Genomic DNA, 12903 nt, shown 5'->3' with positions numbered 1-12903 from the left:
TAGGTGGGGACATATCATATTAAAGGCGAATCATAGTAACGCACAAGAAAGTACTATGATTCGCCATTACAGATGTAGTTGAGAGGACGACAACTACGTTTCTGACCTTTCCATCTCATATAACATTCTTTCCATAAGAGAATGAACCGTTGTGAAAGGATTCATTTTCTGGATGTCTTTTTCCAAACTAAGATTTTGATTCTTGAAACGTTCTTCGAGAGCGTATGCATGCGAAATCGCATTTCTTAAGTTATCGCCATTTCCAATGATCTGTCGAATAAGACCAGAGTCAGCTTTTGTATACTCTTTACCTAATGCAGCCTCTAGCCGATTCCCAACTTTTGTTTTTGTATCTGAGTAGATGGGTTCGACCTGTTCAAAATGCATAAGTAACCAGGTTTCAAATAACAGATTCGTTAGAGACAGTATATAATTATTAGTTGACGAGAGCATATCAATGATAACCCGCTCAATATCAGTTGGAGCATCGCAATCGAAAACAAGATGCTTTTCATACAGTGCATACTTACGAAGGTTAGTCTCCTCTTGCAAAAACTCCTCAGCGAAATTCAATACTCTTTGGGCGTTACCTTTTGCTGGGATGGATTCTATATCTAGATGTGCAAACTTATTTTGATTCCTGCGAATGATGTCAGCAAAATGCTCAAAATATAAGACCTCGGTAGGGCCTTCGCAGATAAGAAGCACCTTACCTAAGTTGCTAGGACGAGTTTCGATTTGTCTTGGAACGGAAGGATTTAACCGGGCGATGTCAGTCACCACCATTTCCATTCTCTGCTGATTGGAAAATAGGGATTGCTCCGTATTTCCCGCTGAAGTAGTCCTTGTTGTAAGTGGCATCTTGCCGGACCGTTTTCAAGTCAGCTAAAGAATATATCGTGGAGGCACCGAATTCATTCTTGTCAACAAACAGAATTTCATCTCGACGGAACTGGTCTTTATTCAAGATAGATGTATCATGAGTAGTAAAGATTAGTTGAGCTTGATTTTGATTCTTATCAGATTGGAATATATCAACAATGAATTTTGTAAGTAACGGGTGGAGTCTGGCTGACAATTCATCAATAACAAAGACCCCCCCTTTTTCAATTAGTGTTAAGATCTCCTGTATGAATGAAAGAAACCGCAATGTCCCAGATGATTCTTGAGGAAGGTCAAAAGCTTTGCTGCCTACCCTTAGGCCTGCTTCATTATACACAGAATGTATCGTTTTAATTAAAGGTTCTTGTTCTTTTTGTCCCGTTTTCTTATTTAAGACCCACTCTTTTTCAATTTTTATATCGTCAATTCCTACATCGATTTTTCTTATATATTCAGCTACCTTTGAACGAAACATGTCATCTTGAACAAGACGCTTGGAATGTGACCATGAATCTACTGTGCCTTTGATACTGGATTCGAGAATTAATTCAAAGTGGACATTAAATCGGTTACGAAAATAGTCTTTGAAACAATCAACTGTTTCTTTCATCTCATCAGTTGCAAAATAATCAAGTACAGAAAGATAAAGACGATCTTCGCGATATTTTTTAAAGTTTTTTAATTGAGCCTCGTATTTTTTACCAAAAGAAATCCCCTTATTATCACGGTCAAATACATTAGTATTATCCACAGTAAGCCATTCTGATAAGATAAGTGATTCTTGAATGGAGAAACCGTATTGAAATAATTTATTTTGATGAAGGAAAACCATTTCTAACTCAATACAGGAATCATTATTTTCGCTTAGCAAGAAAGGTTGTATTGATGTCAATTTTCTTGAGTCTAATTCTTCATTCATGTGCTCAGACTGATTTCCTTGAAATAGGTGGCTAAAAATTATCCGCTCGTACCAGTGCATAGCACTAATAAGGTTTGATTTGCCGCTCGCATTAGCTCCATAAATCGCTAACGTTTTCAATAAGTTTACTGAATCATGCTTTATTATGTGTGAAGGGTGTTGGGTATATGAAGTAGCGCGCATATCTAAAACGACCTCGTCACGAAACGAAGAAAAGTTTTTACATCGAAACATAACTAGCATAATACCACCTCCAAAACAAACTAACTTCGAAAAAATCTCTGTTATCAGTTATTATATATGATATGTCCGAAAAATAAACCTAAAATTACGAAAAAATCTAAACCGGGATATGTAATATCAATAAATAAGCAAGACTTCTCTATAGAAGTCTTGCTTATACTCAAGATCATGCATAAGATGTCATTTTCCAAAAGGCACCTTTGTCACAAGAGTTAATAGGTGGAAATACTTCGCCGTTCTCCAGCCTAATTTTCATTTCTTCGGCTGTTGGCCTAGGAGAGTTTGTTCCATCGGTGTAACCATCCCATGCGTAGTATGCATTTGCGGGAGAACGTTGTCCTGTTTTATAGCGATCTCCGATTGCCATAATTTATCACCTCCTATAAATACGGAAAATGGGAATATGTGTTCTTATAAATTGTATCGATAAACGCAAGAAATAGCAAATACGTATGTTTTTTATTCATGATGATTTAGCCTTAGAGATGATCTGCCGAACCGTATCACAACCAAGGCGAAATTTTCGTGTGATGGAGAGGGAGTTTAGGATAACGATTAAGAGTTGTTCTTTTCAAAAAAAGGAACGAAGAATTGTCAAGGAGATTGATTCGTACAAGAAAGTCTGTCTAATGGTTATATCTGAAATTTCAAAGAAGGTGGTAAGCTACTATGGCAAGGAATTTAAGAATTACGCTACCATTAACTTCAACACCCAGGACTTTAGCTATTTTAGATCTCAAGGGATTAAAGTCATTTCTGTACCTAAGTGAAAACCATGCCGTGAATACGACCTCACCTCGACTTAGAACGTCTAAAGAAAAGCAACTTTTTTGGGCACAAGTTGTTGCGAAGCTCTGCTCCATTCTGTCTATACTTATATTTGAAAGGAAGGGTTGAGATGGAGTGGCTGGAGCGGATGAATCGGGCAATAGACTATATTGAAACAAACCTGACTGCGGAGATTGAGCTGAAGGAAGCCGCCCACATGGCCTGCTGTTCTTCCTATCAGTTTCAACGAATGTTTTCGTTCATTACAGATGTGACACTGGCGGAATACATTCGACGGAGACGGCTGACGCTAGCTGCGCTGGATCTACAGCACGATGGTCTGGCTAAGGTGGTTGATGTCGCGCTTAGGTATGGTTACGAATCTCCAGTGTCGTTCGCGCGGGCGTTCCATGCGCTGCATGGAATCACTCCAACAATGGCCCGTCACGAAGGGATTGCGCTTAAAGCCTATCCTCGTCTGTCCTTCCTTATCACAGTTAAAGGGGCAGAGGCGATGAATTATCGGATTGAAACAAAGGATAGCTTTGAAGTGTTCGGCATTGAAGGTGTATTTCGCTTAGATGGTGGCGGTGAAGTTCCGCAGACTCCCGCGAAGTTGTGGGAGCAGAGCCATGCAAATGGAGAAGTGAAACGGCTTGAAGCGAATGCAGGGAATTTGCCATCGTTTGTCAGACAAGAGTTATATTCTGTAAATGCGATATGCGGCTACCGGAAGACCGGACAGGACACGTTCCCGTACATGCTTTGCGCCTTCAAAGACGAAGACAGCAATACGGACGGGTACACCTCAGTTACTATTCCCACGTATACATGGGTGATCTTCCCGTCAGATCCACATCCTTGGGAGCAGTTCGGCGAGACGATCAAATTACTCTATAAGCGTATTTATACCGAGTGGCTTCCAACCGCTGGATATGAACAAGTGGATGGGATTCAATTTGAAATGTACGGTGCGAAGGACGGACTCAACTATTTTGAGCTCTGGTTCGCAATTCAAAAAGTGTGACTGGTGTAGAAGAGGATAAGTAAATGGTCTAACAGCGATGCACTGACAATTGACATGGTATGCTTAGCATAATCTTGGATCAAAAATCGAGCCCACTTCCCTCTAACCTCAAGCCACCCTATACTAAAAAAAGCAACGTGCCTGCCCTATTTAGGACCAGCACATTGCTCCTGCGCATCAATATGGATACATCAGATTAATTTGTCCTCATTGTACTTAGCATCAAGCTTGTTCGCCACATACGTTTCATAAATCTCTCGCTCAACAGGATCATCTACGATATACACTTCGATCTTCACGACTTCATTTCGGTGATTCTTGATGGGCGAGACGGTATCCTCAAAGTGCTTCTTAATCCGCTGCCGCAGCTTCCGGGCCTTTCCGACAAAGAGCAGCTCATCCTGGTCGTTATAGAACATGAAGATGCCGCCTTTTTCCCTGGTGATGAGGTGGAAGTCCGTAAATCCGTAAATATGGCTCAACTCCGGATATTCTTGCTTGTAGATCGTTACTTCTGGGGTTGGAATCGTAATCGTTATCAGCTTTATCACGTCCTCTTTCCGTATAGAATGTTATCGTACCACAATCCCCCTCATTCGTCTCTTACAGAATAGTCTGCGCTAGGTCTTGAAAAAATAAGCGGCACCCATGCAGTCATACATGAAAGCAGCATGCATAACCCTTATCAAACCCGCAGTCTCAAGCATTGAATTTAGCAGCAAACAGTGTTAATCTGAGGTGCGGCAGACCCCCACAGTGGAGAGGCTGCAGCACTTCTAATCAACCCCATTTCAGCTACCAGGAAAGGTAAGACCATGATTAAAGTTGAACATTTATCCTTCTCGTTCCCGCAAAAGGAACTGTATACCGACATTTCGTTCACGCTCGAGGAAGGGCAGCATTGCGCCTTTATCGGAACCAGCGGCAGCGGCAAAAGCACCCTGATCGAAATTCTGATGGACCCGGACAAGCATGTGTTTGACGGCAAGCTGGAGATCGATCCCAGCTGTCGAATCGGGTACGTTAGTCAGTTCTCGCAGGTGGACCCGGCAACGGACATGACCGTTTTTGAATATATGAGTGAAGCATTTACAAGGCTCCAGGAGCAGCTTAACGCAATTTATGCTGAAATGGCGACCACTCATGATATGGATTCCCTGATGGAGAGATACCAGCTCACGCTGGACGCGCTTGAATCCATGGGCGGGGACGATGCGGAGAGCCGGATTCATAAGAAGCTGAATCTAGCCAATCTGGCGAAGCTCAAAGACGTTAGCGTAACCTCGTTAAGCGGCGGAGAGTTCAAGCTGATTCAGGTCATGAAGGAGATGCTTACAAACCCGGACCTGATGATTATGGACGAGCCTGATGTGTTCTTGGACTTCGAAAATTTGAATGCGCTCAAAAAATTAATCAACTCCCACAAAGGCATGCTGCTCGTCGTTACGCATAACCGCTATCTTTTAAATCATTGCTTCAACAAAATCATTCACCTGGAGAATACAGAAATTCAAGAGTTCGACGGAAGCTATATCGAATACCATTTCTCGCTGCTTCAGACCAAAATCGAGCTGCAGGAGATCGCCGCCGCTGAAGCCGAAGAGATCGAGCGATATGATCACATCATTGACAACCTCAGAGCGATCGCGACTTACAATTCAGAAGCATCCCGAGGCCGGGCGTTAAAGGCCAGAGTGAGGTTCCAGGAGAGACTGGAAGTGCGCAGGATCAAAGCGCCGTTCGTCGAGATCAAGCAGCGTGATATCCACTTCGGGCTGGAGCATGAAATGGAAGACGATGTACTCGTAAAAGTAGATCACTATAGCGTGGCCTTTGACGAGCTGCTGCTGGATAACGTGCACTTCGAGATCAAATCCACGGATAAGGTCGCGATCATCGGTCCAAACGGGACCGGGAAGACGACGTTGCTGCGGGATATTTTCCGAAACCAGCATCCGTCGATTCAAGTCCACAAGGATGCCAAAGTGGCGTACTTATCTCAGCTTCAAGGCGAAACACTGGAAGATGCCAACACGATCCTGCATGAATTCATCGACGCCGGATTCAACACGTATGACGAGGTCAGAGCGTATTTAGCGAGCTACGGCTTTGAGGGAGAGATTCTTGAGCAAAAGATCGAATCGCTGTCCGGCGGAGAAAAAAATATACTCCAGTTGGCCAAGGTCGCGGCCAGTCAAGCCAATCTGCTGCTGCTCGATGAACCCACAAGCCATCTGGACGTCTACACACAGATCGCGCTCGAAAAAGCCATCCTTAACTATAAAGGTGCGATTCTAATGGTCTCGCATGATTTCTATTCCGTCGTCAACGGGATGGACTATGTGCTGATCGTGGAGCATCAGACCATCCGTAAAATGAGTATGCGAAAATTCAGACAGATGATTTACGCGAGTCATTTTAATAAAGACTACCTAGAAACGGAGCAAAAGAAAAAGTCCGTTGAAATGCAAATCGAATTGGCCTTGAAAGAGATGGATTTTGAGCTAGCCAAGGGATTGGTCGACGAGCTGGAGGGATGGATCAAGCGGCTGTCTGCGCTCTAATCGCTCTCGCTCTAGTGTGCGCCACAAGCTTGGAACATTCCGGCAAGAATCATAGAATATTGGACAAGAGGAGCTCCGCTATAAGCGAAGCTCCTCTTGTTAAACTTACTCGAACAACGGAACGTTTGGCTCGAGCTTAAGGTTATGAACGATCATGGAATGCAGCTGCCCCCGGTGATGAAACAGGTGTGCCTGAGTATCCAGCAGCCATTCGTAGCGCGAATGAACCACTCCAAAGTACGAAGTTCTTTCCTGAAGCAGCTCTTCTTCGCTTAACTTGGCTATGCCTTCTTTTAGATAAGCATAATTGTGAAGCAAGGCCTCAGTGATGGCTTTCCGATTGACTTCGGGCTCAGCTTCTTCGTAGAATTGATCCATCTCCTCCTCTGAAGCTCCTGCACCGATCAGGAAATCAGCTTTACATATTACCGACATATGCGAGAGTAACTCACCCATCGACCATTTTCCTTCCGTCGGCCTAAAGTTCAGGTCTTCTTCGCTGAGCATGTCGATCAATTTGACGATAGAGTGTATTGCCAAATCCATCTCTTTCAAAACACCCATACAATAAACGTTCATCTCGTATGCTCCTTTGGTAACCATGTAGTCCGTTTTTATTTCAAGCCTAACCTACGGTAATATTATGTAATAAAATCCGCTAAATAAATAGATGGTCATTGCTATTTGAAGATAGGAGGCTTCGGTTACTGTGAAACAGAATAAATACGATGATTCAGAATTTTTCGAAAAATATAGTCAGCTGCCTCGCTCGCTTGGCGGGCTGGATGCTGCTGGAGAATGGAGCACCTTCCGCGGACTGCTTCCGGAACTGCGTGATCAAAGAGTACTTGATCTTGGCTGCGGCTTTGGCTGGCATTGTCGCTATGTGCGCGAACGTCAGGCCAGGTCCGTCATTGGTGTGGAGATCTCGGAGAACATGTTAGAGCGCGCTAAAGCAATGACCGTCGATCCTCAGATTGAGTATCGGCATCTCGCCATTGAAGACATTGATTTTGCGGAAGAGGAATTCGACGTAGTCATCAGTTCGTTAGCGCTTCATTATGTGGAGTGCTTCGACACGATCTGCCGTAAAGTGTATCACTGCCTTGCACCTGGAGGGACTTTCGTTTTCTCGGTTGAACATCCGATCTTTACCGCGTTAGCTGCCCAAGACTGGTGCTACAGCCCGGATGGTGAGAAAGTTCATTGGCCTGTCGATAACTACCACAAGGAAGGATTACGGCAGTCCAATTTCTTGGAAAAGAATGTAGTCAAATACCATCGTAGTGTTGCCACCCAAGTCAATGCATTAATAGATTCCGGTTTTAGACTGACAAGGCTTTCCGAGCTTCAACCGAGCCAAGAGATGCTGGATAACAATCCTGCCTGGCAAGAAGAATTCCGCCGCCCCATGTTCTTATTAATTTCAGCAGTGAAGAGCTAGGATAGAGCGTAGCGTATCCTCCGCATTATTACGCCTTCTTCAATACATCGAAACCAATTCCTTCGTATAGGCATGGCGCTCCTCATGAAATAACTGCTCCCGTGAACATTGATCGATCAGGCGGCCGTCCTTCATCACGAGGATGCGCGGGCACATTTGATAGACGGCCGCGAGATCATGCGAGATGAACAGATACGACAGCCCCAAGCTTTCCTGCAGGGAGGATAGCAGCTTAAGTACAGCACCTTGGGATAAGACATCGAGGCTGGCGGTCGGCTCATCGAGGATCATTAATTCCGGCTCGATGCTGATGGCCCGGGCGATGGTGACCCGCTGGCGTTGACCGCCGCTTAATTCATGCGGGTACCGGCTGCCAAGCGAGGCCGGGAGTTCAACGGCTTCCAGCAGCTGCTGCACATAACGGTCCAGGGACGGTACTGTAAAATGCTTCAGAGCAAGCTCCTGCTTAAACTGTTCATAGGGATCGACTAAGCTATCCCTGACGGTCAGCTTGGGATTGAGTGCGGCGGCCGGATTCTGCAGCACGATCTGGATATGCCGGCGCAGCGGCCGCAGCTTGCGGCCGTGCAGCTTTTCCATATGAACGCCGTTCAGCAGGATCTCACCACGGTCGATGTCCTCTAAACGCAGCAAGCAGCGGGCCAAGGTGCTTTTGCCGCAGCCGCTTTCCCCGACCAGTCCCAGACTTTCCCCGCGCTGCAGTTCAAAGGACATGTTATGCACCGCAGGCTGGCCCTGCTGATAAGACTTGGTTAACTGGTTCACTGTTAACAAGCTCATTCCGGATTCACTTCCTTCAGACCGGAAAGAAGGTAGCCCTTCGGGGTCGGTAATGTAGGCGAGCTTTGAATCAGCATTCTCGTATAAGGATGCTTGGGGTGGTCAAGAAGCACATGCTTGCTGCCCGACTCCACGATCTCCCCTGACTTCATGACGGCAATGCGGTCGGCATACCGCTTCACATGACGCCAGTCATGCGTAATGAACAGAATGGTGCAGCCGGTTTGCTGCTGCCTGCTGGCCAGTAGCTGCAGGATGGTATGGCCGGATACGCTATCCAGCGCGGTCGTAATCTCATCGGCAATCAGCAGATCCGGTGAGAGCAGAAGGGCCAGCGCAATGGACACCCGCTGCAGCTGCCCTCCACTTAGCTGAGAGGGATAGCTGCTATAGAGCTCTTCTCCTAACCCTATAGAGACCAGGGCCTCCAGCGCCTGACGCTTCCGGTCTCCAGGGGAGGCTGTCGTATGCGTCTTCAGCACCTCGTCAAAATGCTGCCCAATCCGGCGAAACGGCGTAAAGGAGCCATGGTAATCCTGGAACACATAAGAGATGGAGCGTCCGCGCAGGGCGCGAATACGCTCTGGGGCCATGCCCAGCAGCTCCTCACCTTTGAACTGAATGCGGCCGCTGGCGGTCAGATTCGGAGGAAGCATCTGTCCGAGAGCCTGTGCGAGCAAGGTTTTGCCGCTGCCGCTTTGTCCCACCAGGGCATACCACGCGCCCTTCGGAATTGAGAGGGAGGCCTGCTGAATGATATTCTGCTGTCCGCTGCGTACGGTGAGCTGGTCTATGGACAGAATCACGGCTGCACCTCCTTTTTAACATCAAAATAATCTCTGAAAAAATCACCAGCGAGGTTCGCCGCCAGCACCACGGTAACTATCGCCAGTCCGGGGTAAAGCATAAGCTCGGGCCTGGATTGAAAATAAGGGCGGGAATCATTCAGCATAGCTCCCCACTCCGGGGATGGCGGCTGAACGCCCAGGCCAATATAGGAGAAGGCGGAGATGAGCAGTATGATTTTGCCCAGATCCAGGCTGGCCATGACGAGAACGTTGCCCATGATATGCGGAAGCAGGTGCTTGTACATGATGCGAACATCCGATAAGCCGTGGCTTCTCGCCATGAGAACATAGTCCTTCTGTGATTCTGTCAGGATGGTGCTGCGCACCAGGCGGGCGTATTTAACCCATTTAATAATGACGACGGCAAGAATCAGGTTATGGATGCTGGCACCAAGCAAACCGGCGAGCAGAATCGCCACCAGGGTATCCGGGAATGACAGAAAAGCATCGGCAATCCTCATGAGGATGCGATCGGTAAGCCCCCGCCGATAGCCGGACAGCAAACCGATGGGAATGCCGATCAGCAGGGAGGCTGCTAACGCGAGCAAACTGTAGCCGACAGTCTGCATCCCGCCCAGCAAGAGCCGGGTTAGTACATCCCGTCCCAAGTGATCGGTGCCCAGCGGATGAAACCAATTAGGGGCTGACAGTTTTTGGCTTAAATCGGTCTGATTCGGGTCATGCTGCAGGTACAGGAATGTGTAAAGGGCTGCGGACATCATCGCAAAGATTACAATTCCTAATACAATGAAGCGCCAAGTGTGCTTATGGAAGCTTTTGATCCTGATCATGGTGAAATGTCCTTTGCTTTCAATGTCAGCTTCGATGTCAGTTCCGGATTCAAGAAGCGATACGACAGGTCCACTGCAGTATTCACGATGAACACAACGATCCCCATCACGAGAATATATCCTTGGATCAGCGGGTAATCACGCTGTTTAATCGCGTCTAGAGCCAGCTTGCCGATGCCCGGATAAGCGAATATCACCTCAATGACAACGACGCCGCCAATCAGGCCGCCAAGGCTGACACCAAATACAGTAATGACCGGAGGCAGGCTATGGCGCAGTGCATGAACGACAAACACGCGGGAAGGAGACAGCCCGCGCGACCTTGCTGCAGTGATGAATTCCCGGCTTAACGAATCCAGCAGACTGGAGCGCAGCAGCCGGACGTAGACGCCGGACATGGCGATGCCCAGCGTGAAGGAGGGCAGCAGCAGTGAGGTGAAGCCATCTCTCCCCATCGTGGGCAGCCACCCGAGCCGGACACCAAACAGATCGACGAGCAGCAGGCCGAGCCAGAAGCTGGGGATCGCTGCTCCTAGAATGGACAAAGCTCTGCTTGCATGATCCAGCCAGCTGTTCCGGTATAACGCAGCCAGTGACCCCAGCGGAATAGACAGAAGCAGCATGACGAGCAGCGAGCTGAAGGTTAATTCCAGCGTGGCGGGCAGCCCTGTAAGGATCATCTCCATGACCGGCTGCCCAGTAGCATAGGATTCCCCGAAATCCAGCCTGATGAAGTTCAGCAGCCACTGGCCGTATTGAACGAGCAGCGGTTCATTGAACCCCATGTCCTCGCGAAGCGCCTCCAGCTGCTCCTGGCTTACGGCCAGCTCATCCACCTTCAATAGCTGAAGGACCGGATCGCCCGGAGCAAGGCGAAGGATTAGAAAGCTGATGAAGGTAATGAAGAGGAGCAGCATCAGCATTTCTGAGAATTTACGAAAAAGCAAAGAAATCATAGATTCACATCCAGCTTGTTCGTGATCATGTAGTATTCACTTTTGGACGTCACCCAGTTCATAACTTTGTCTTCGTTATAAGCTACAATGGTGGCCGGATGGAGGACAAATGCGTTGTACACCTGATCCCGGACATAATTAGCGGCCGCTTCAGCTAGTTCAGCCCGCTTCTCTGTATCCACGGTAACGTTCAGCTCATCAATCAAGGCAGTCAGCGCCTTATCTTCAGTCCCGCTGAAGTTCAGCGCTCCCGTAGGATGATAGGTGGCATTCAAATAATAGCCCGCATCTCCGCGGGGAGCTGTCAGGTTACTGTATGTGGCAATGTCCCAATCCCGATTGGAAGCCATATACTCTTCAGGGGTATCAATCTGGCGAATATTCACCTGAATGCCGATCTCTTTAGCATCGGATTGGAATACCTGAGCAATCAGCGGCAGATCCGCTCTAGCAGAATACGTCAGCAGGGTGAGCTCGAGAGGCTGGCCCTCTTTTTGCATACTGCCGTTCTGAAGCGTATAGCCTGCCTGGCTCAAATAGTGTACCGCGGCGTCTTTACCTGATTCCAGGCTGTTGCTGCTATAGGACGGCGCGAACGGAAGTGAAGGCAGGAACGGGCCCACGGCGGTCTCGCCGTAACCCAGCAGGATCGACGCTACAATCTCCTCCCGGTTAATCAAAGCATCAACGGCGCGCCGGACATCAATATCCTGCATGGTGCTGCGTTCCAGGTTCATAGTCATCTGGTGCACCCGGAAGGTAGCTGTGGAATGTACCGCAATGCCTTTTGCTTGATCCAGCATCTCCAGTCCATTGACCTCAGGACGATAGACAATATCGACTTGTCCCGACTGCAGTGCCAGCGAGCGGGCATTGGCATCTTCATTGAACATAAAATCGACAGTATCCAGCGGAGATGCGCCGTCCCAATATTGATCATAGCGGACGAGCTCCAGCTTGCTTCCGGGGGAGAAGGATTTCAGCTGGAAGGGTCCTGTACCTACGGGACGATTCACGAAGTCGGTTTCTGTTACATCTATAATAGAAGTGTTCGGGTGGACCAGCTCGGATATAAATTCAGGAAAAGGCTGCACCGTCTTGATGCTCAGCTTCTGTCCGTCCGCTTCAATGGTATCAATCTTCAGGGCATTCTTGATCGCCACACTTTCCTTCAGCGCCCGATCCAGCGAAGCTTTGACGGCTTCTGCCGTCATCGGTTTACCGTTCTGGAAGGTGACGTCCGGGCGCAGCTCAATGCTCCAATGCTGTCCGTCCTCGCTGTCCCAAGACTGAGCGAGCCACGGCGCTACCGTAAGCTGCTCCTCGTCCAGCTTGACCAGAGTTTCCGTGATGCCTGCGTTGAGCGGGACATAGCTGGAGCCGAGGTGGGGGTCTAACGAACTTGTAGAGAAATTATAAAGGAAGCGAATATGCTTCTTATCTTCTGAAGAACCGGGCTCAGAGGTACGGGCTTGTCCGCATGCGCTTAGCAACGAAAGGGAAAGCGTAAAGATAAGGGTGAGTAAAATCTTACGGGGGTTCTTCATGTTCAAGATGTTCAAGATTGTTGCCTCCTAGAAGTAATGGTTACGATTAGGATTTGATTATAATGTAATCATTACGATTAATCAATGTAATCCATAGAAGGGGAAGGTTCAGT

Annotated in this window: 13 protein-coding genes; 3 read left to right on the top strand and 10 right to left on the bottom strand. The window is 47.7% G+C overall.

Annotated elements, in window-relative coordinates:
- Positions 1-93 precede the first annotated feature (93 nt).
- From E6C60_RS20475 to E6C60_RS20465, 3 genes are all read right to left on the bottom strand, one after another.
- Positions 94-792 carry an RloB family protein gene (locus E6C60_RS20475; RefSeq protein ID WP_217496359.1) on the bottom strand — a complete coding sequence of 233 codons (699 nt, stop codon included), beginning with the start codon at positions 790-792 and terminating at the stop codon, positions 94-96.
- Positions 773-2044: an AAA family ATPase gene (locus E6C60_RS20470; RefSeq protein WP_138227495.1), complete on the bottom strand. Its 1272-nt coding sequence runs from the start codon at positions 2042-2044 to the stop codon at positions 773-775. The genes E6C60_RS20475 and E6C60_RS20470 overlap by 20 nt, the downstream gene beginning before the upstream one ends.
- A gap of 166 nt (positions 2045-2210) precedes the next feature.
- The gene (locus E6C60_RS20465) at positions 2211-2411 is read right to left on the bottom strand and encodes a YjzC family protein (RefSeq protein ID WP_138227494.1); all 201 of its coding nucleotides are present in this window, start codon (positions 2409-2411) and stop codon (positions 2211-2213) included.
- Between the two features lie 531 nt (positions 2412-2942).
- Between E6C60_RS20465 and E6C60_RS20460 the strand changes: the two genes are divergently transcribed.
- The gene (locus E6C60_RS20460; protein WP_138227493.1) at positions 2943-3839 is read left to right on the top strand and encodes an AraC family transcriptional regulator; all 897 of its coding nucleotides are present in this window, start codon (positions 2943-2945) and stop codon (positions 3837-3839) included.
- 191 nt (positions 3840-4030) lie between these two features.
- On the opposite strand, the gene E6C60_RS20455 is transcribed toward E6C60_RS20460, so the two are convergent.
- A complete protein-coding gene (locus tag E6C60_RS20455) occupies positions 4031-4381 on the bottom strand; it encodes a nucleotide excision repair endonuclease (RefSeq protein WP_175415444.1) in 351 nt (116 codons plus the stop codon).
- Positions 4382-4654: 273 nt separating this feature from the next.
- On the opposite strand from E6C60_RS20455, the gene E6C60_RS20450 reads away from it, so the two are divergent.
- Positions 4655-6403, top strand: coding sequence for an ABC-F family ATP-binding cassette domain-containing protein (locus tag E6C60_RS20450; RefSeq protein ID WP_138227491.1), 1749 nt, complete (start codon positions 4655-4657; stop codon positions 6401-6403).
- Between the two features lie 105 nt (positions 6404-6508).
- On the opposite strand, the gene E6C60_RS20445 is transcribed toward E6C60_RS20450, so the two are convergent.
- The gene (locus E6C60_RS20445) at positions 6509-6949 is read right to left on the bottom strand and encodes a DinB family protein (protein WP_233281271.1); all 441 of its coding nucleotides are present in this window, start codon (positions 6947-6949) and stop codon (positions 6509-6511) included.
- A gap of 163 nt (positions 6950-7112) precedes the next feature.
- Here E6C60_RS20445 and E6C60_RS20440 point away from each other — a divergent pair, with 163 nt between their 5' ends.
- Positions 7113-7847: a class I SAM-dependent methyltransferase gene (locus tag E6C60_RS20440; protein WP_138227489.1), complete on the top strand. Its 735-nt coding sequence runs from the start codon at positions 7113-7115 to the stop codon at positions 7845-7847.
- A 39-nt stretch (positions 7848-7886) separates the two neighbouring features.
- Here E6C60_RS20440 and E6C60_RS20435 read toward each other — a convergent pair whose 3' ends face one another.
- From E6C60_RS20435 to nikA, 5 genes are read right to left on the bottom strand one after another with little or no spacing between them, the layout of a single operon-like run.
- Entirely contained in the window at positions 7887-8648 is a 762-nt protein-coding gene (locus E6C60_RS20435) for an ABC transporter ATP-binding protein (protein ID WP_138227488.1), read from the bottom strand.
- A complete protein-coding gene (locus E6C60_RS20430) occupies positions 8645-9454 on the bottom strand; it encodes an ATP-binding cassette domain-containing protein (RefSeq protein ID WP_138227487.1) in 810 nt (269 codons plus the stop codon). The genes E6C60_RS20435 and E6C60_RS20430 overlap by 4 nt, the downstream gene beginning before the upstream one ends.
- Entirely contained in the window at positions 9451-10287 is an 837-nt protein-coding gene (gene nikC / locus E6C60_RS20425) for a nickel transporter permease (RefSeq protein ID WP_138227486.1), read from the bottom strand. The genes E6C60_RS20430 and nikC overlap by 4 nt, the downstream gene beginning before the upstream one ends.
- Complete coding sequence (gene nikB, locus E6C60_RS20420) at positions 10284-11243, bottom strand: nickel ABC transporter permease (RefSeq protein WP_138227485.1); 960 nt, start codon at positions 11241-11243, stop codon at positions 10284-10286. The genes nikC and nikB overlap by 4 nt, the downstream gene beginning before the upstream one ends.
- On the bottom strand, positions 11240-12790 hold the full coding sequence (nikA, locus tag E6C60_RS20415) for a nickel ABC transporter substrate-binding protein (RefSeq protein ID WP_138227931.1): 1551 nt from the start codon (positions 12788-12790) through the stop codon (positions 11240-11242). The genes nikB and nikA overlap by 4 nt, the downstream gene beginning before the upstream one ends.
- Positions 12791-12903 lie beyond the last annotated feature (113 nt).

It is taken from the genome of Paenibacillus algicola, from assembly GCF_005577435.1.
Classification (GTDB): Bacteria; Bacillota; Bacilli; order Paenibacillales; family Paenibacillaceae; genus Paenibacillus_AQ; species Paenibacillus_AQ algicola.
Note: the sequence above shows the minus strand (reverse complement) of the source record. Positions and strands in the feature narration are given on the sequence as shown.

What these genes read in the sequence shown, in the direction of transcription:
- E6C60_RS20450 (WP_138227491.1), top strand. Translation starts at nt 4,655, where the DNA reads ATGATTAAAGTTGAACATTTATCCTTCTCGTTCCCGCAAAAGGAACTG.
- nikB (WP_138227485.1), bottom strand. Translation starts at nt 11,243, where the DNA reads ATGATTTCTTTGCTTTTTCGTAAATTCTCAGAAATGCTGATGCTGCTC.
- E6C60_RS20470 (WP_138227495.1), bottom strand. Translation starts at nt 2,044, where the DNA reads ATGCTAGTTATGTTTCGATGTAAAAACTTTTCTTCGTTTCGTGACGAG.
- nikA (WP_138227931.1), bottom strand. Translation starts at nt 12,790, where the DNA reads ATGAAGAACCCCCGTAAGATTTTACTCACCCTTATCTTTACGCTTTCC.
- E6C60_RS20475 (WP_217496359.1), bottom strand. Translation starts at nt 792, where the DNA reads ATGGAAATGGTGGTGACTGACATCGCCCGGTTAAATCCTTCCGTTCCA.
- E6C60_RS20460 (WP_138227493.1), top strand. Translation starts at nt 2,943, where the DNA reads ATGGAGTGGCTGGAGCGGATGAATCGGGCAATAGACTATATTGAAACA.
- E6C60_RS20435 (WP_138227488.1), bottom strand. Translation starts at nt 8,648, where the DNA reads ATGAGCTTGTTAACAGTGAACCAGTTAACCAAGTCTTATCAGCAGGGC.
- E6C60_RS20445 (WP_233281271.1), bottom strand. Translation starts at nt 6,949, where the DNA reads ATGGATTTGGCAATACACTCTATCGTCAAATTGATCGACATGCTCAGC.
- nikC (WP_138227486.1), bottom strand. Translation starts at nt 10,287, where the DNA reads ATGATCAGGATCAAAAGCTTCCATAAGCACACTTGGCGCTTCATTGTA.
- E6C60_RS20465 (WP_138227494.1), bottom strand. Translation starts at nt 2,411, where the DNA reads ATGGCAATCGGAGATCGCTATAAAACAGGACAACGTTCTCCCGCAAAT.